The sequence below is a fragment of the Dietzia lutea genome, from assembly GCF_003096075.1.
Taxonomy (GTDB): Bacteria; Actinomycetota; Actinomycetes; order Mycobacteriales; family Mycobacteriaceae; genus Dietzia; species Dietzia lutea.
On the sequence record NZ_CP015449.1, the window covers coordinates 3747281 to 3765640 of the forward strand.

The following is an 18360-nucleotide window of genomic DNA, read 5'->3' on the forward strand; positions in this document are numbered from 1 at the left end:
GGCGGTCAGGCCCGTCGCTGGTCGGCGGTGGGCACGAGCGGGATCGCCAGCGCCGCGATCACGGCCGCGCCGGCGAACACCGGCCAGTAGCCGATCGCGTCGATCACCGCGGCGACCAGGGGAGTGGACGCCGAGATCGCCACGAACTGGGTGGTGTTCTGCACCCCGAGCGCGCGGCCGCTCCAGCGGGGCCCGGCGAACTCGGCGACAGCGGTGAACGCCAGGCCGTTGTCGGACACCGAGAGCACGGTGGCGATCACGCCGAGCGTCACGGCGATGACCCCGGGCGCGCCCAGTGCTTCCGCCACCGCCAGCGCGGCCAGGCCGGCGGTCACCGAGATCGCCACGCCGCGAATGGGTGTCATGCGGGACCCCACCCGGTCCGAGACCGCGCCCGCCACGATCCGCGCGACCGCGCCGAGCACCTGACTCACCGTCACCACGACGCCTGCGGACACCGCCGACCAACCGTGCCCCAGCACGAGCCACGTCAGCAGGAACGCCTGAAGCATGCCCTGCGGCAGCACGAGCAGCACCGAGACGCCGTGGACGCGGTACAGGTAGTCGGACCCGCGGTACGGTGAGCCGTCGGTCGCCGCCTCACCGCCCGCGCGGCTCACCGCCTCGCCGCCCGCGTCGGGCGTGGCCTCGGGTGGGGGCGGATCGGTGACGACGACGAGGGCCGCCACCGCCGAGACAACGGCCATCGCCAGGGGGAGCGCGAACGCCGCGCCCAGACCATACGACTGCGCGAGCAGCGGCATGGTCATCGCCGCGACCGCGGATCCGGCCGGCTGCGACATCTGGCGGACGCCCATGGCGAGCCCGCGGCGGTGCGCGGGGAACCAGCTCACGACCAGTCGCCCGCTCGCCGAGTTACCCGAGGCGGTGAAGGCACCCGTGACCAGCAGCAACACCGCCAGCAACGCGAACGAGTCCACGAAGAGCGCCGCGGTGAGGGTGACGGCGGCACCGGCCGACCCGGCGACCAGGACGACCTTCTCCCCGGCACGGTCGACCAGCCAGCCCCACGCGATCAACGCCGCGGCCATGCCGACCAGCGGCATCGCGACCAGGACCCCGCCCTGCGGGAGGGACAGTCCCATGACGCTCGTGAGATGGGGGAGCAGGAAGCCGACACCGATCACGAACGCCGATCCGGACGCGGCGACGAACGTGGCCACGGCCAGCACCAGCCAATGCCGGGCCGTCACTGTCGTCGACTCACCGTCTACCGTCTCCACCTGCAGGAGCTTATGGCACTGACCAGAATACGAAAACGCTATCCCATATCATGAGACAGCAGGAGGTGACTGAGTCAGTTGAGGTCGCCGTCCTGCATGTACGTGGCGTACAGGGGCAGGGGCATCTCCTGTCGGCGCAGCACCGCGCCCCACACGTCGACGCGGGCGGGCGCGAGCAGGTCGCTGGGCAGGCTGGGCGCGACGTACCAGTCGCCGCGGTCGAGCTCGTCCTGCAGCTGACCGGGCGCCCAGCCGGTGTACCCGACGAACACCCGCATGCCGTCGATGTGCTCGCGCAGGAGGTCGGGGTCGCTGTCCAGGTCCACGACGTGCACGCGGCCCTCGATCTGCTGGAGCCCGCTGAACCGATGGCCGTCGACGCCGGCGCTCAGCACGACCAGGGCGATGCCGGTGTCGGGCTTGACGGGCCCTCCGATGTGGAACACGGACGGGGGAGCGCACAGCTCGGACCAGGCGGGCAAAATCTCCTCGACATCGGTCTCGCTGCGTCGGGTGATCACCACGCCCAGCGACCCGGAATGGTCGTGTTCGATCACGTAGATGATCGCGCGCCGGAAATTCGGGTCGGGCATGTCGGGCGCGGCGATGAGCAGTGAACCGGCGACGGGATCCCGCTTGTCCATGGCGTCGTAGAGGCGGTCGCCGAACAGGCCTCCGCCGCTCAGATCATCCGGTCCCGTGTCCATGTATCCATGATGCCCCCGTCGCCGCCGGGCCACACGCGCGTCCCCTCGATCGGGTCTCGCCGCGGTGGTCGGTGGCCCGGCCGCGAGCGCTACCGTGACTCCCGTGACCTCACCGCCCACCGATCCGGCCGTTCCCACACGGGGCCGCCTGACCGCCGCCCTGCGCGAGTCCGATGGTCTGGGTCGGCTGTCGACGGCACGGTTGGCGGCGTTGCTCAGCGAGGGCATCCATCAGGCCGCCCTGGGCGGGATCGTGTTGTTCAGCCCCGAGTCGGGCACCACTCCGGCGGCGATCGTGGGCGGGTTCGCGGTGATGCTGCTGCCCTATTCAATTGTCGGGCCCTTCGCCGCAGCCGCGCTGGACCGGTGGGACCGCCGGGTCGTGGTGGCCGTCGCCGCCCTGGTGCGGACCCTGGCGATCGTGGCGACCATCGCGCTCATCGCCGCCGGTGCCGTCCACTCGGGCGCGGGTCTGGCGGTGTTGTTCGCGCTGTCCCTCGTGGCGATCGGTCTGGGCAGACTCATCAACACCGGGATGACCGCGGCCATGCCCAAGGTGGTCCCGGACCGGCTCCTCGCCGCCACCAACTCGGTGCTGGTCACGGTCGGTTCGGTCATCACCGCGGTGGGCGCGGTCGCGGCGTTCGCGGTGCTCGCCGTCCTGGGCGCGGGCGACGCCGCGGTCTCGTGGACCCTCGTGCCGTCCGTGGTCACCGCGCTGGCGGGGGTGTGGGCGGTCCTCGCCCTGCCGCCGCGCCACCTGGGACCCGACGACGACGACCTCCTCTCCCACCCGGACGAGGCCGTCACCCGCCGTGCCGCCCGGGCGTTCGCCGGGGGATTGGCCGAGGGCGTCCGGGCCGCACGTTCCTCGGCCCTGGTGCGGGTGTCCTTGACCGGCGTCACGCTCGGGCGGGCCGCGTTCGGGATCACGACGATGCTGGCGATCCTGCTCCTGCGCGATGCCGAGTCCGGCGGGTCGGGCGGCCCGGTCGTCGCCGGGATGGGCGGATTCGGCTTGATGTCGGCGGCCGTGGCCGCGGGCATGGGTCTGGCCGCGGTCGTCACCCCGTGGGCCATCGCCCGAGCCCAACGCGTCCTCGTCGTGGCCGCCGGGGCGGCTGCATCCGCGGTCGCCCAGGTCGTCGTCGGACCGACCCTCGACCCGACGGCCCTGGTGGTGGGCGCGGTGGCGATCGGTCTGGGGGCGCAGGTGGTCAAGCTCGTCGCCGACAACGCCATGCAGACCGATGTCCCCGATGCGCGCCGTGGCGGCGTGTTCGCCCTCCAGGACGCGCTGTTCAACTCGGCATTCGTCGTGGGCATGCTCGTGGTGCTGCCGCTCGTGCCCGCGGACGGCCGGTCGGTGTCGCTGATGCTGGTCCCGGCGGTGCTGTACGCCGCCGCGGCCGTGATCGCGGTGGTGGTGGGCACGCGCTCACGAGCCCAGACTGAGCGAGCCCGCGGCGATCGAACCGCCGCCCACTGAACCCCCACCGACCGAGCCCGCGCCGACCGAGCCACCACCGACGCTGCCTGCTCCGATCGAGCCCGCGCCAACGCTCCCCGCGCCGACTGAGCCGCCGGCCGCGGAGCCGCCACCGACGCTGCCCGCGCCGACCGACCCGGTCGCAGCGGACCCTGCGGCCGCCGATCCCACCCCGGCCGAACCCGCGGCCGCGGAGCCGACTCCGAGCGCGCCCGCGTCGATGACCCCGACGTCCACCGAGCCGGCCACCGACCCCGCGTCGACGTGCGGCAGCTCGACATGCGGGAGCTCAATGGTGGGGAGCTCGATGTGGGGCGGTTCGAAGTGCGGCAGTTCGATGCGCGGGGGCTCGAACGGCAGGGCGGTGTCGAGGCGACCGTTGCCGTCGACGTCCGCGACCGACAGCCACCCGCCACCCGTGTCGACCGTGATCGACCCGTCCTCCTCGACGACCGGGGCCGCGGGCTCAGGGACCGTGCCACCCTGAACCGGCGGGGACGGGGCCGGGGTGGGTTCGGTGACCGGGGGAGTCGACCATCTGGACGAGTCCGCCGCCGCGGCGGAGCCGTGGTGGATCGCACCGATCGCATCGGACAGCAGCGAGCCCCAGTCCGGCAGCGCCCCCAGGGACCGGGTACCGGCGGCGATCGCGTCCGACCCTGCGGCCAGTGCACCGTCGACGAGACCGCCCGATCCGTGTACCCCGGCGGCGATCGAGCCGGCCGCCAGGGACCCGGCGCCGACGGAGCCGAGACCCACCGATCCCGCGCCCACCGAGCCCCCGCCGACCGAGCCCGCTCCCACAGAGCCACCGCCGACGCTGCCTGCGCCGACCGAGCCTGCGCCCACGGATCCGGCGCCCGCGGCCCCCGCGCCGAGAGAACCCGCCGCGAGCGCCCCCACGCCACCCGCGTGGACGTTCCACACCCCGCGATTGCCGTCGTCGGCGTAGGCGACCTGGCCGGCGGCGCCGACGTCGGTCACGACACGGTCCGCGGTGCCGTCGAAATCCGAGTCCCAGAGGGCGTCGTCGGCGTACCCGTCGCCGTCGAAGTCCAGCCACAGCGCGTCCGGCGCGCCGATTCCGAGGGTGAGATCGGGCTCGCCCTGCCACTGCGTCGGCTCACCGACGCCGTCTCCGAAGAAGTAGTCCATGCGCCGATCGTGTCGCGCGTGAACCGGACCGACCAGTGCCGCCGGCCGATCTGTGGAGAGTGCTCGGAGTTGTCCACAGACCTTCTTGAGCCCTTGACGCCTTCCCGCCGGACAGATCGGAGGAGGTGCGGTCAGCGGGCGAGCGCGCGGTCCAGCACCACCGGCTGGTGGGGGTCGCCGCCCAGATCGGGCCGACCCAGGCGTGCCGCCCGCGCACCGAGCACCACGAGGAACACCAGCGCCCAGATCAGGTAGGCGTTGCCGACGAGGCGCTCGACCGGGCTCCAGCCCAGCTCGCGGTCCTCGCTGTTCGGCACCCACCACTGGGGAGTCGCCAGGAAGATCACCACGCCGCTGGCGGCGATGCCCAGCCAGAGGCGCTCGTCGAGGTCAGCCCGTCGTCCCGCACGTTCGGCCCACACCAGCGCGAGCACGACCGCCGGCACCGCCCACACCCAGTGGTGGCCCCACGACACGGGCGAGCAGAACAGCGCGACGTGACCCACCGCGACCGCCGCGGCGACCTCCTGGCCGGACCGCAGCAGACGCCACGCGAACCACGCGATCCCCAGCCCGATCGTCGCGGCCACGACGAACCACACGACCGACGCGGCGGTGTCCTCGAGGCCGAGCCGGTAGACGACGCCGTTGACCGACTGGTTGGAGGTGAACGCCAGGCCGCCGATCCGCTCGGGATCGCGGATGGCGAAGCTCCAGTAGCGGGCGGAGTCGTCGGGCGCGAGCAGGTGGCCGAGGCCGGTGAACGCCAGCGCCGACACCACCGCCGTGGCCAGGCCCCGCCAGTCCCGCCGCAGGAAGAAGTACAGCAGGAACACCGCGGGCGTGAGCTTGATGGCCATCGCGAGCCCGGTGAGCGTGCCGCCCCACCACCGCCCGCGGCCGAGGATGACGTCGACCAGCACGAGCGCCATGAGGAACACGTTGACCTGCCCGAACCCGATCGTCTCGCGGACCGGGCCGAACCACAGCGCCACCACCATGACGGCGGCCGTGAGCCACCACAGCTCCCGCGCCGGCCGCTCGCACGTGCGCGTGAGCACCAGCTGCACCACGAGCGCCAACACCGCGATGGTCGCCAGCGTGACGAGCGCGGACGCCACCGGCAGCGGGACCAGCGTGAGCAGCGAGAAGATCTGCGCGGACAACGGGGGATAGGTGAACGGCAGGTGCGCGCCCTGCGCGAGCTGCGGCAGTTCGCCGTACAGCTCGCCGCCGTCACGGAACACCTGCCCGCCGACGCGGTAGACGTCGAGGTCTATGCGGTACGGCGGGATCTGCTGCAGGCCGGGGATGCCGACGGTGTGCAGCATCGTGCCGGCGGCGGCGAGGACGACGACTACGAGGCGACCGACCGCCGAGGAGAGGTAGCGGTCGACCGCTGCGCCGGTCACGCCGGGTCGCCGTTCTGCCGGTCCGTGTCCGATCCCCCGGTCGGCTGGTCTCCGCCCTTCTGCGCGGCCCACCACCGGAGGAGTTCGGCCTCGGCCTCGTCCCGGTCGAGCGGGCCGCGGTCCAGGCGCAGTTCCTTGAGGAACGCCCACGCGCGGCCGACGTCGGGCCCGGGCTTGAGGCCCAGCAGAGTCATGATCTCGTTGCCGTCGAGGTCGGGGCGGACCCGGGCGAGGTCCTCCTTCTCCTCGATCTCGGCGATCCGCCTCTCCAGCGAGTCGTAGTTGGCCTGCAGCTTGGCCGCGCGGCGTCTATTGCGGGTGGTGCAGTCGGCGCGCACGAGCCGGTGCAGGCGGGGGAGCAGGTGACCTGCGTCGGAGACGTAGCGGCGCACGGCCGAGTCGGTCCACTGGCCCTCGCCGTACCCGTGGAAGCGCAGGTGCAGGAACACCAGTCCCGAGACGTCCTCGATCATCTGCTTGGGGTACTTCAGGGCCCGCATGCGCTTGCGGACCATTTTGGCGCCCACCACCTCGTGGTGGTGGAACGTCACGCCGCCGCCGGGCTTGGGCGCGCGGGTGGCCGGCTTGCCGATGTCGTGCAGCAGCGCCGCCCAGCGCAGGACGAGGTCGGGACCCTCCGGCTCGAGGTCGATGGCCTGCTTGAGCACGGTCAGCGAATGCCAGTAGACGTCCTTGTGCTGCATGTGCTCGTCTCGCTCGAGCTTCATGCCGGGCACCTCGGGCAGCACGTGGTCGGCCAGGCCGGTCTCGCACAGCATGTTGATACCGTCGATCGGGTAGTCGCCGAGGATGGTCTTGTCGAGCTCGGCCCGCACGCGCTCCGCGGTGATGCGGTCGATCTCCGCGGTCATCTCCGTCATCGCCCGAAACACGCGCGGCGCGAGGGTGAAGCCCAGCTGGGAGACGAACCGGCACGCCCGCAGCATGCGCAGCGGGTCGTCGGCGAAGGACTGCTCGGGCGCGGCCGGGGTGTCGAGCACGCCGGCCAGCAGCGCGTCCATCCCGTTCAGCGGGTCGACGAACTCGTGCCGGCCGTCCGAGTGCAGACGCACCGCCATGGCGTTGACGGTGAAGTCGCGCCGCACCAGGTCGCCGGACAGCGTGTCCCCGTAGACGACCTCGGGGTTGCGGGTCACCCCGTCGTAGGAGTCCGCGCGGAAGGTCGTGATCTCGATCTGCTGCTCGATCCCGTCGCCGTCCCGCTTGACGGCGGACAGGGTGCCGAACTCGATCCCCGTGTCCCACACCGCGTCCGCATAACGGTCGAGGATCCCCCGGACCGCCTCCGGGCGGGCGTCGGTCGTGAAGTCCAGGTCCGTCCCAAGACGCCCGAGCACGGCGTCGCGGACGCTGCCGCCCACGAGGTACAGCTCGTGCCCGGCCTCACCGAACGCGGCGGCCAGCGGGGACAGCACGTCGGCGAGCTGGTTGAGGGTGGTCTGGGCGCCTGCCAGCAGCCTGACCCTGCGGGCCTCGACCTCCGCGGGATCGGGCCTGGCGCCCGGGCCGTCCTGCAGACCCGAGAACACCGCGGCATCGTGTCGGTCGGAGGCGGCACGATCGCCGGCGGTGCTGCGATCGGAGGTCGGTCTGCGGGCTGTCACGGCGCTGACTTTACCGAGTGGGCCCGACATCCCCCTGACGGGCGGAGAAGCGGCGCGACCGCCCCGGAATGTGCTGCGACGCCGCCGCCCGCCGTCCGTCCACTCGACCCGCCGCGGGTCTCAGTCGTCCGCCACGACCGCCTTGGACCACAGCGGCTCGACCGCCTCGACCTCCGGCGGCCCGCTCAGCAGGTCCCCCGACTCCTCGAGATACCGCAGGTAGGCCGGGTTGCCGAGGAACTCCTGCGCGGCGGCCGCGTCCCGGTAGTGCTGGAACACCACCATCACGTCCGGGTCGACGTACGAGGCGCACAGGACGTAGGCGCGGTGCCCGTCGTTGGCCTGCACCGCCTCGGGCATGTGCCGGCGCCACACCTCGATCAGCTCCTCGCGACGCCCCGGCTTGGCCCGGTGTCGCAGGACCAGGGCGTGCGCGGGCGGGCCAGAGCTCATACAGCGGACTCTAGCCGCGTCCATGCCGCCGGTCCCGCCGCACGTGACGCCCGCCCAGACACCCTGTGTTCCGTGACAGGAGTGACTTAAAGTGACGGGCGCGTCTCGTCGTCGTCACCCTCTGAGCGGTCACCGCCGCCCACGCGTCGCAGTCGCGCCGGCCGTCGCCGTCGCCCTCGCCGCGGCGCCCGTCCCGAGCGGCGGCACCGCTCCTCTCGCGGGCGCGCAGCCGCCCGGCCTTCCGGCCGCCGGCGTCCAGTCCTCCGGCGGCGTCGACACCTCCACCGCCCTGGGCTTCACCACCGCCCCGCCCCGCCGCCCGCCGACCACGTCCCCTACGCGGCCGCCGCGTCCCTGTCCGGGTGCCCCGGGGTCTCCACGCCGCTCGGCCGCGCCGCCATGACGGCGATGGTCGCCCGCGGCGGCGGCAACGTCCACAACGCCTGGGGCGCCCCCGGCGACCCGGCGTGGCTGGCCAACGACCCGTCGCACGACGTCGAGCGACTCCGCGACACCGCCCTGTACCTGGCCTCCGCGCCGGGCAACCCCGGCCCCGACGACGCCGCGGAGCCCGGCTCGGCGACCCTCGCGATCGGCGCCCCCACCGAGCTCGCCGCGGACCTGGGGACCCGCCACATGGCCGCCGCGCTGCGGGTCGGTGGCGTGCCGTTCACCTACGACCGCTACGCCAGCGGCGCGCACACTTTCGGCCTGTTCTCCCGCGAGCTGCGCGACTCGTGGCGCGTCGTCGGACCGGCGCTCGGGGCCTGAGCCCGCGCGGTCCGGCGACGGCACGCCGTGGATTCCGGTCAAGTCACCCCCGGCCGGTAGCATCGATGGGTGTCCGAAGCCGATCGTCCCGCCGACCCGCGCGCCAACGCGCCGCGGCGTCGTCGTGCGCGTCGGCCCGCCGGCCCCGGCTCGGCCGGCCGCGATTCCGCAGGTCAGCGCCCGGATCGGGGCGGCGCGAAGGGCTCCGACGGGCAGCGCTCCGGACAGGGCGACGCCCAGAAGTCAGCCGGCCAGAACCCCTCGGGCGGCGCCGGTGGCGCGTCCGGGCCGAAGGCCACCCAGGGGGGACAGTCCGGCGCGCCCGATGACGGACAGCCCCGCCAGGGCCGGCGACGTCGTCGCGGCGGCCGCGGACGGCGCGGCGGCCGGGGACAGGGCCGCGCGGCCGAGGCCCAGAAGCAGCAGAGCGCCGACGCCACCCACACCGTGAAGTCCGGCGACGGCACCGCCGGCGCGACCTCACGCCAGGCGCCCCGCCACCCACGCACCTCCAACCGGTCCAGATCCGGTGGGGGACAGGCGGCCTCGGCCAACACCACCCGCACGGCACCGCCCGGGAAGGCCGGCGGCAAGGGCGGGTCCAAGGCCGGCGGCAAGGCGGCCGCCAAGAACGCGCCCAAGACCGGTGCCAAGGCGGCGTCCAAACCCGGCGCCCAGGGCGGCAAGGGTGGCGCCAAGAACGCCCGCGGCGGCCGCGGGGGAGCGCGCCATCCCCGGGGTGGCCAGCGCCTCAAGACCGTGCTGGAGACCTCGGCCGGCGGGCTGGTCGTGCGCGGCCTCGAGCGCGCGGCGAGCGGGCCCCAACCCGACCTGTCCCGACTCGAGGTCGCGCTCATCGGTCGCCTCGACCGGCGGGGGCGCATGCTGTGGTCGATGCCCAAGGGGCACATCGAGCCGGGTGAGACCGTCGAGGAGACGGCCCGGCGCGAGGTGCTCGAGGAGACCGGCGTCGACGGCACGGTCCTGGCGGCGCTGGGCACCATCGACTACTGGTTCGTGGCCGAGGGCCGGCGCATCCACAAGACCGTCCACCACCACCTCATCCGCTACGACCACGGCGAGCTGTGCGACGAGGACCCCGAGATCACCGAGGTCGCGTGGGTGCCTTTCGACGACCTGCCCCGCCGCCTGGCCTACCCGGACGAGCGGCGGCTGGTCGAGGCCGCCCGCACCCTGTTGCCGCAGCTCGTCCACGCCGAGGTCGCCGGCGACAACCCGCCGCCCGCCGACGCGCAGGTGGTGGACCCGTCCCGCCGCGCCGACGGTCCGACGCCGGTCCGCCGCACCGGCGCCCGTGGTTCCGCAGCGGCGCCCCGCGACGACACCCCGGAGGAGTCAGGGCCGTGATCGGGCGGCCGGTTGGGCGCGTAGTCCGGGCGGTCGTCCCGACGGCGCTGTGCGCGGCACTGGCGATCGGACCGGGCTGGGGCGTCGGGTGGGGCGCGGCCGCGGCCCGCACGATCACCCCCGAGGAGGCCTCGGCCGCCGGCTACATCCCCAACCCGGCCCCCGCACTGGCCAGGATCAGCATCGATGAGCTCACCCCGCGCGTCCTCGACGGCGCGCACGACCCTGGCGTCGCCGGGGGCGGGGGAGGGGCCGCGGTCGGCACCGAGGCCGGGGTCCCGGTCGTCACGGTGTCGGGGACCATCACCAACGTCGGCGACACCCCGCTGGAGGCGGTCGACGTGCGCCTGCAGCGCGGGCCGCGGGCCGCTGACGCCGAGTCGGTGCGCGAACCGCTGGTGTGGTCGGAACCGTCGTTCGGGGTGCGCGGCGAGTTCGTGCGCGTGGCCGAGGCCGTGCCGCCGGGCGCGTCGGTGCCGTACCGCGTCTCGATGCCCGCGCGCGCCGTGCCGGGCGATCCGGGCCCCGACCTGCAGCTCACCGAGCCCGGCGTCTACCCGCTGCTCGTCAACGTCAACGGCACACCCGCGGGCGGATCCCCCGCGCGCCTCGACGACGCCCGCACCCTGTTGCCGGTGCTCGAGGCGCCGCGTCCGGCGACCGTGCCGGGGGTCGACGACGACGAGGTGGTCGACCCCGCGCCGGCGGACGAGCCGGGCCCGGCGCCGGTCCCGCTGACCGTGCTGTGGCCGCTGGCCTCGTCTCCGACGCGGGTCGCGGCGGTGCCCGGTGTCGAGGGACCCGATCCCGTGGTGATGCTGACCGACGATTCCCTCCTCCGCGAGCTGTCGGGGTCCGGTCGTCTCACCGGTCTGGTCCGCGCGGCCGACGAGGCGTTCGACGGTCCCGGCGGGCAGGAGCTGCGGAGTTCGACGTGTCTGGCAGTGGATCCGGCGCTGCTGGGGACCGTGTCCGAGATCGCGGGCGGCCGCACCGTGGTGATCTCCGACGACACCGGTCCCGATCGCGCGGGCGACTCCGCCGCGCGGGGCGGTAGGGCCCGCGGTGGTGGCGAGGACGACTCCGGGGCCGGCGGGACCACCACGCGCCCGGCCGATCCGGAAGCCGTGGCCGCGGACGCCACGCGCTGGTTGGACGAGCTGCGCGCCCTGGCCGACGGCGCGTGCGTGGTGAGCCTGCCGGCCGCCCAGGCGGGTCTCGAGTCCGTCGCGGCGGTGGGGTCCACGGACCTCACGCGTGCAGCGCTGGACAACGCGGGCTCCGTCGAACGGATCCTCGGGGTGGCGCCCGTCCCCGACGTTCTCGTGCCCGCCTCGGGCACTCTGGCGCCGGGCACCGCCGAGGCCCTCGCCCCGCAGGGCGGTGCCGCGGGTAGCGCCGTGGTGGCCGCGCCGTCCACCCGCACCGACACCGGACTCGTGCCGCCGCCCGGGGTCGTGGGCCTGGCCGGTACGGAGGCGGGGCGCGCGCTGACCTACTCCGCGACTATCGGCTCGGCCCTGGCCGCGACCGGCGACGTGCCCGAGAACCCGCGCTACTCGGACCCGGCCACCCGGTACTGGCTCACGGCCGACTCGCCGGCGGCCCGTCTCCAGGACGCCCGCGCGGCTCTGCTGGCACCGGTGGTGGACGCGATCGACGCGGCGGGCGACGGCACCGGCGCGGCCGGCGCTCCGGGCACCGCGGCCGGGGCCGTCCCCGGTGGCGCCGCCGGCCCGGGGGACACCGCGGCGGCCGCCCAGGGCGTCCTCGCCGTTCCGCCGCAGGTGTGGACCGTCGACGGGGAGTCCGCCGGCTCCCTGCTCGAGTCCCTCGGCGCCCAGCTGGCGGCCGGCCGAATGAGGGCGCTCCCGCTCGCCGAGCGCCTCACCGGCCCCATGACCGTCCCCGACGGGAGCCTCGCCCCGGACCCGACGGGCGCGGTCGACCCCGGTGCGCCCGACCCCGCCGGGGCGGACCGTCGCATCGCCGCCGCCCTCGATGCCGTCGGCACGCTCCGCTCGTTGGTCGACACCTCCGATCCGACCTCCGCGGGCGCCCAGGACCACCTCGACCCGATGGTCACCGACGCCCTGCGGGTCCTCTCGGAGACCGGGCGGCGCGCCGGGGGCGACGGTGTGGTCCCCGGATCCGGGACCGGCGAGGCCGCGCTGGCCCGGTCCGCCGCGCGACTCGACCGGCTCGAGGAGACGGTGACCGCCTCCCTCGACCGCGTCGACCTCCTGCCGCCGGGCAGCGTCTTCACGATGGCCAGCCCCAACAGCCCGCTCCTGCTCGTGACGCGCAACGCCCTGCCGTTCCCGGTCCGCGTCGGCGTGACGGTGACCGCCCCGGAGGACATCCGGGTCGACCCGGTGGGGGTCGTCCCGATCCCGGCGAGCGGATCGCGCACCCTGCAGGTGCCCACCCAGTCCGACGCCGAGGGCGGCACCCGGCACGCCGTGACCTTCATGCTCACCGGACCCGACGGCCGGCCGCTGTCGGAGCCGGTGGAACTGTCCGTCCAGACCGGCGGTTACCCGGTCGCGCAGGCGTTCGCGTTGGCCGCGGCGGCGCTCGCCCTCGTCCTCGGGGGCCGGCGGTACCTGCGCTACCGTCGGGGCATCCTCGACCCCGCGGACGAAGGGCACCGACCGTGAACGACGAGCAGGGGTCCACCGGACCCGAACTGCGCAGACCGGATCCCGGCCTCAGGGCCAGGCGGCGTGAGTCGGGCAGCTGCGTGCTGCCCGGCCCGGCGTCGCCTCCGCCGGTCGCCGACTCGTTCGTCCCCGACGCGATCCCGGCCCCCGCGATGACGGCCGCCTCCGTGAGTGCGGCGGCCCCGGCGACCGGCACGTCCACGGACGGGTCCGCGGAGCCCGGCGTCGGGGGCGGGACCGGGGGCCGCACGCGCGACTCGTCCGACGCGTCCGTGATGCGGTCGACGGGCTCGATGGCGGTGGCCAACCTCGCGAGCCGCATCACCGGGTTCGTGCGGATGATCCTCATCCTCACCGTGCTGGGCCCCGCGGTCGCGTCGGCGTTCAACACCGCCAACACGCTGCCCAACATGATCACCGAGCTCGTGCTGGGGTCGGTGCTCACGGCCATGTTCATGCCGCTGCTGGCCAAGGCGGCGCAGGAGGACGCGGACGGGGGCGTGTCGTTCATCCGCCGCCTGCTCACAGTCACCTCGGCGCTCGCGCTCGGAGCGACGGTGCTCGCCGTGGCGTGCGCGCCACTGCTCACCGAACTCAACCTCGGCGACGGCGAGGTCAACACCGACCTGGCCACCGCGTTCGCGTTCCTCCTGCTGCCGCAGATCTTCTTCTACGGCGTGTTCTCCGTGATGCTGGCGGTGCTCAACTACAACGGCGTCTTCCGACCCGGCGCGTGGGCGCCGGTGTGGAACAACGTCGTCGCGATCGCCACCCTCGCCCTGTTCGCGGTGGTGGGCAGCGGCATCGACCCGGCGGCACCGGTCAACCTGCTCAGCGGCCCGATCCTGCTGCTGGGCCTGGGCACGACGCTCGGCGTGGTCGTCCAGGCCGCCGTGCTCGTCCCCGCGCTGCGCCGCGCCGGTGTCGACCTGCGCCCGCAGTGGGGGCTGGACCCGCGGATCAAGCAGTTCGGCGGGCACGCGCTGGCCGGTGTGACGTACGTGCTCATCTCGCAGGTCGGTCTGGTCATGACCAACCGCATCGGCGCCGCCGCCGACGAGGCCGCGATCGCCATCTACCAGACATACTGGCTCCTGCTGCAGGTCCCGTACGGAATCATCGGCGTCACGCTGCTCACGGCGATCAACCCCCGCCTCGCGGACAACGGCGTCGCCGGTCGGAACGACGCGGTCGTGCGCGACATCTCGCTGGGCACCCGACTGTCCCTGTTCGGCCTCCTGCCGATCATCGCCTTCATGACCGCGTTCGGGCCGACCATCGCCACAGGCCTGTTCCGCTACGGCAACTTCGACGCCGACAGCGCCCGGGTCCTCGGCCTCACCGTGGCCGCCGGCGCCTTCACCCTGGTGCCCTACGCGATCGTTCTGCTGCAGCAGCGCGTCTTCTACGCCCGCGAGGACTACTGGACGCCCACGGTGATGATCCTCGCGATCACCGTCGTCCGGGTCATCCTGTCGCTCCTCGTCCCCGCGGTCGCCGACGAGCGTTCGCACGTGGTGATCGGCCTGGCCCTGGCCAACGGCCTCGGGTGGGTCGTCGGCGCCGTGGCCGGGTACGTCCTGCTCCGCTCGAAGCTCGGGTCGTTGCGCGGCCGGGAGACCCTCCGGTCCGCCGCGTGGACGCTCGGCGCCTCGGTCGCCGGCGCCCTGGTCGCCCTCGCGGTGGACACGGTCCTGCCGATGGACGCGCTCACCGACGCCGTCGGCAGCATCGGCTACGTGCTCCGCGCGGGGGTCGCCGGTGTCCTCACCCTCACGGTCACCGGGCTGGTCCTGTCGAGATCCCGTCTGCCGGAACTGGACTCCATCACCCCCGTTCTCCGCGGCCTCATGGGGCGTCTGAGGCGATAGTCGATTCCCCGGGCGGGCGGTACGTACACTCGAGAGGTCACGAGCGGCCGACGGGAGGCCGGCGCACCAGGCGAGGAGGACAGCGGGTGGGCGATCAGACCGGGACCGGAGCGGGCCCCGCTTCGCCGACTCCGCCCCGCCTGACCGTCGGCGGCCTCGTCTCCGGTGGCCGGTACGAGCTGCTCGAGTCCTGCGGCGGCGTCGCCGGACAGGCCTTCTGGAAGGCCCGCGACCGGCGCCTCGGCAGGTTCGTCGCCCTCACCTTCGTCGACCCCCTGCCCGGCGAGCAGCCCCCGGGTTCGGCGAGCGGGGTCCTCGACCGGACCGTCGCCCTGACATCCGTCTACTCTGACGGCCTCGCGCGCGTGCTCGACGTCATCCGCGGCCGCGCGGGCGGCATCGTGGTCACCGAGTGGATCCCGGGCCGCAGTCTCGCCGCCGCCGCCGCGGAGCCGGACCCGGACTCCGCCGTGGGTGCGGTGTGGGGCCTGTCCGACGCCGCGACCCGCGCCGAAGAGGCCGGCCTCGCCCTCGGGCTGGACTCTCCGGACCGGGTCCGCCTCACCGAGGACGGGCGCGCCGTCCTGTCCTTCCCCGGCGTGCGCGAGGGCGCGGACGTACGCGCCGACGTGCAGGGGCTCGGCGCGGTGCTCTACGCGCTGCTCACCGGGGCGTGGCCGCTGTCCCTGCCCGACGGGTCCGACCGGCACGATCCGGCCGACGGGCGGCCGGGGGAGGCCCCGAGGGGCGACGACGACGAGGTCCTCGATCCCACAGTGGTCGGTTCCGGGGTCTCGCCCGAGTCCGCGGTGCTGGCGATGCGGACGCTCGACGGGTCGTCGGTGAGCTCGGCGGCCACCGTGAGGTCCATGGTCGCCGACCGCGTCGGCGGGCCGGTGCGCGCCGCCCGTGTCACCCGCCCCGTGGGCCCCGACACGGCGGGTGGCCCGTCCGCCGCGGGTGCCGTAGAGGGTCCCGCAGCGGGCGCGGCGTACGCGGCGGTGCCGTACTCGGGGACCTACGGCGCGTCGTACTCCGAGCCGGACCCGGAGACGCAGAAGCGACGCTGGCAGATCATGGCCGGCACCTCCGCCGCGGCGGTCGTGGTGATCGTGCTGGTCCTCACGTGGTTGCTCGGCGGCTTCGGCGGCACGAGCAACGACACGCCGCTGTCCCAACAACTCGACGCGATCGAGCGGGCCGCCCAGGCCAGCCGGGCGTCCCAGACCACCGAGCCCGCGCCGGAGGACCCGGCCGGCACCGACGCGGACGCCGAGGAGAACGAGCAGGACACCCCGGACATCCCGGTCGAGGTCTCGACCGTGACGACCTGGCAGCCGGCGTCCTCGGCCGGCACGGCGGAGAACTCGGCGAGCGCGCCGAACGTGGCCGACGGTGACCGGTCCACCTCCTGGTCGAGCGACACCTACCGCGCGCAGATCGGTGACGCGCCGTCGGCCTACAAACCGGGCATCGGGCTGATGTTCACCCTCGACGACGAGCAGGAGGTACGGCGGGTCGTCCTGCACTCCGAGGACGACGACGTGCGCTTCGAGGTGCGCTCGGCGTCCACCGCGACGCCGACCTCCCTGGACGAGACCACCCGGCTCGGTACGGGCACCGTCCGGGGCGGCGAGGCGACCGTGACGATCGACGAACCCGAGGAGTCGCAATATCTCCTCGTGTGGATCACCCGGCTCGGTACGTCCGGGGCCGAGGCCTACGACGCCGAGATCACCGAGGTCGAGCTCGCCCGCTGACTCCACCGGCCGTCTCGCCCCGCGCCCGCCTCGTCATCCCGCCGTCCGTTCCGCACCCGCCTTCCCGCGCCCGCCGTCCCCTCCGGCGCCGAGGTGACACCCCCACCGGCTGACGCACCGGGTTACCGTGACGCCCGTGAACACCGGTGCCATCGTCACCCCCGCCCCGGCGACGACGCGTGCGCCCCTGCGGGCGGAGTCACCGCTGACGGACGCCGAGCTGATCGACGCGCACGTCGCCGGCGATCCGGACGCGTTCTCCGCGCTCGCCCGCCGCCACTACGACTACCTGTGGCGGCTGGCCATCCGGACGTCGTTCAACCGTGATGACGCCGCGGAGGCCCTCCAGGAGGCGCTCGTCTCGGCGTACCGCAAGGCGGACACGTTCACGCACGCCTGCCCCGTCCAGGGATGGCTCTACCGGATCGTGGTCAACGCGTGCCTGGACAAGATGCGCGCCCAACGCCTGCGCACCCACACGCAGCTCACCCCGTCACTGCACGAGCAGATCACCCTGCGCGACCACTTCCACCAGGATCCCGCCTACGCGATCATCGTCGCCGAGGCGCTGGCGGGACTGCCCGACGATCAGCGCGACGCCGTCGTCGTCGTCGACATGTTGCGGTGCACCGTGGCCGAGGCCAGCCACCTGCTCAACGTCGCCCCGGGCACCATCAAGAGCCGGTGCGCGCGCGGCCGCGCCAAGCTCGCCGTCCTCCTCGAGGGGGTCACCCTCACCGCGTGAGGGGGAGACCGGGGACACTGGGGGAACAAGCCGGACCACCCGGGTGTTGAGGCCTTGTGAGGAGGCCTGACACGGGGGTGCAGGTCCGTCACTCTCCCATCGACCGCCCACCCCGAGGAGCCCAGAGAACTCATGAGCGAGACCGTCCACGACGTCATCATCGTCGGATCCGGCCCGGCCGGGTACACCGCCGCCATCTACTCCGCGCGGGCCGAGCTCAAGCCGGTGGTCTTCGAGGGGTCCCAGTTCGGCGGTGCGCTCATGACCACCACGGAGGTGGAGAACTTCCCGGGCTTCGCCGAGGGCATGATGGGCCCGGACCTCATGATGCAGATGCGTGAGCAGGCCGAGCGGTTCGGTGCCGACCTCCGGATGGAGGACGTGACGTCGCTGGACCTGGCCGGCGACGTGAAGATCGTCCGCGTCGGCGAGGAGGAGCACCGCGCCCGCGCCGTCATCCTCGCGATGGGTGCCGCCGCCCGCTACCTCGGCGTCCCGGGGGAGCAGGAGTACCTCGGCCGCGGTGTGAGCTCGTGCGCCACCTGCGACGGCTTCTTCTTCCGCGACAAGCCGATCGTGGTGGTCGGCGGCGGCGACTCGGCGATGGAGGAGGCGACCTTCCTCACCAAGTTCGGCTCGTCGGTGACGATCGTCCACCGCCGCGAGGAGTTCCGCGCGTCGAAGATCATGGTCGAGCGGGCGCGGGAGAACGAGAAGATCTCCTTCATCCTCGACACCACCGTGGACGAGGTCGTGGCCGGATCGACCGGATCGGTCGAGAAGCTGTGCCTGCGCAACACGATCACCGGCGAGACCAGCGAGATCGAGGCCGCCGCCATGTTCGTCGCCATCGGCCACGACCCGCGTTCGGAGCTCGTGCGCGACCAGGTCGAGGTCGACGAGGACGGGTACGTCCTCACCGGACAGACCACCGCCACGTCCATCCCCGGCGTCTTCGCCTGCGGCGACCTCGTCGACAAGCGCTACCGCCAGGCCATCACCGCCGCCGGTTCCGGCTGCTCCGCGTCGATCGACGCCGAGCGCTGGCTCGCCGAGCAGGCCTGACCCCCAGCCACCCACACCTCCACCGAAAGGAC

General features: G+C 73.9%; 14 protein-coding genes. 8 read left to right on the top strand and 6 right to left on the bottom strand.

Going from position 1 to position 18360, the window contains the following annotated elements:
* Window positions 1-5 precede the first annotated feature (5 nt).
* Complete coding sequence (locus A6035_RS17280) at window positions 6-1244, bottom strand: MFS transporter (RefSeq protein ID WP_235026748.1); 1239 nt, start codon at window positions 1242-1244, stop codon at window positions 6-8.
* Between the two features lie 74 nt (window positions 1245-1318).
* Window positions 1319-1951 (bottom strand): YqgE/AlgH family protein, encoded by a 633-nt coding sequence (locus A6035_RS17285; protein WP_108848950.1) that lies wholly within the window; start codon window positions 1949-1951, stop codon window positions 1319-1321.
* Between the two features lie 103 nt (window positions 1952-2054).
* Between A6035_RS17285 and A6035_RS17290 the strand changes: the two genes are divergently transcribed.
* A complete protein-coding gene (locus tag A6035_RS17290; protein ID WP_108848951.1) occupies window positions 2055-3440 on the top strand; it encodes an MFS transporter in 1386 nt (461 codons plus the stop codon).
* Here the strand turns inward: A6035_RS17290 and A6035_RS17295 are convergent.
* The 4 genes from A6035_RS17295 to A6035_RS17310 form a co-directional block, all read right to left on the bottom strand.
* Window positions 3390-4595, bottom strand: coding sequence for a hypothetical protein (locus A6035_RS17295; RefSeq protein ID WP_108848952.1), 1206 nt, complete (start codon window positions 4593-4595; stop codon window positions 3390-3392). The two genes, A6035_RS17290 and A6035_RS17295, sit on opposite strands and share 51 nt — an antisense overlap.
* Window positions 4596-4726: 131 nt before the next feature.
* Complete coding sequence (locus A6035_RS17300) at window positions 4727-6007, bottom strand: glycosyltransferase 87 family protein (RefSeq protein ID WP_108848953.1); 1281 nt, start codon at window positions 6005-6007, stop codon at window positions 4727-4729.
* Window positions 6004-7557, bottom strand: coding sequence for a CCA tRNA nucleotidyltransferase (locus A6035_RS17305; RefSeq protein ID WP_200836304.1), 1554 nt, complete (start codon window positions 7555-7557; stop codon window positions 6004-6006). The genes A6035_RS17300 and A6035_RS17305 overlap by 4 nt, the downstream gene beginning before the upstream one ends.
* Window positions 7558-7752: 195 nt before the next feature.
* The gene (locus tag A6035_RS17310) at window positions 7753-8085 is read right to left on the bottom strand and encodes a putative quinol monooxygenase (protein ID WP_108848954.1); all 333 of its coding nucleotides are present in this window, start codon (window positions 8083-8085) and stop codon (window positions 7753-7755) included.
* A 399-nt stretch (window positions 8086-8484) separates the two neighbouring features.
* On the opposite strand from A6035_RS17310, the gene A6035_RS17315 reads away from it, so the two are divergent.
* From A6035_RS17315 to trxB, 7 genes are all read left to right on the top strand, one after another.
* Complete coding sequence (locus A6035_RS17315) at window positions 8485-8856, top strand: alpha/beta hydrolase (RefSeq protein WP_162534019.1); 372 nt, start codon at window positions 8485-8487, stop codon at window positions 8854-8856.
* Window positions 8857-8925: 69 nt separating this feature from the next.
* On the top strand, window positions 8926-10224 hold the full coding sequence (locus A6035_RS18925) for an NUDIX hydrolase (protein ID WP_244192478.1): 1299 nt from the start codon (window positions 8926-8928) through the stop codon (window positions 10222-10224).
* A complete protein-coding gene (locus A6035_RS17325; protein WP_244192479.1) occupies window positions 10221-12884 on the top strand; it encodes a hypothetical protein in 2664 nt (887 codons plus the stop codon). The genes A6035_RS18925 and A6035_RS17325 overlap by 4 nt, the downstream gene beginning before the upstream one ends.
* The gene (gene murJ / locus A6035_RS17330; protein WP_108848956.1) at window positions 12881-14758 is read left to right on the top strand and encodes a murein biosynthesis integral membrane protein MurJ; all 1878 of its coding nucleotides are present in this window, start codon (window positions 12881-12883) and stop codon (window positions 14756-14758) included. Before A6035_RS17325 ends, murJ begins: the two co-directional genes overlap by 4 nt.
* A gap of 86 nt (window positions 14759-14844) precedes the next feature.
* Window positions 14845-16518, top strand: a complete 1674-nt coding sequence (locus tag A6035_RS17335) for a protein kinase family protein (protein ID WP_108848957.1) — start codon at window positions 14845-14847, stop codon at window positions 16516-16518.
* Between the two features lie 127 nt (window positions 16519-16645).
* Window positions 16646-17263, top strand: coding sequence for an RNA polymerase sigma factor SigM (gene sigM, locus A6035_RS17340; RefSeq protein ID WP_108848958.1), 618 nt, complete (start codon window positions 16646-16648; stop codon window positions 17261-17263).
* Between the two features lie 132 nt (window positions 17264-17395).
* Window positions 17396-18328, top strand: coding sequence for a thioredoxin-disulfide reductase (trxB, locus tag A6035_RS17345; RefSeq protein WP_108848959.1), 933 nt, complete (start codon window positions 17396-17398; stop codon window positions 18326-18328).
* Window positions 18329-18360 lie beyond the last annotated feature (32 nt).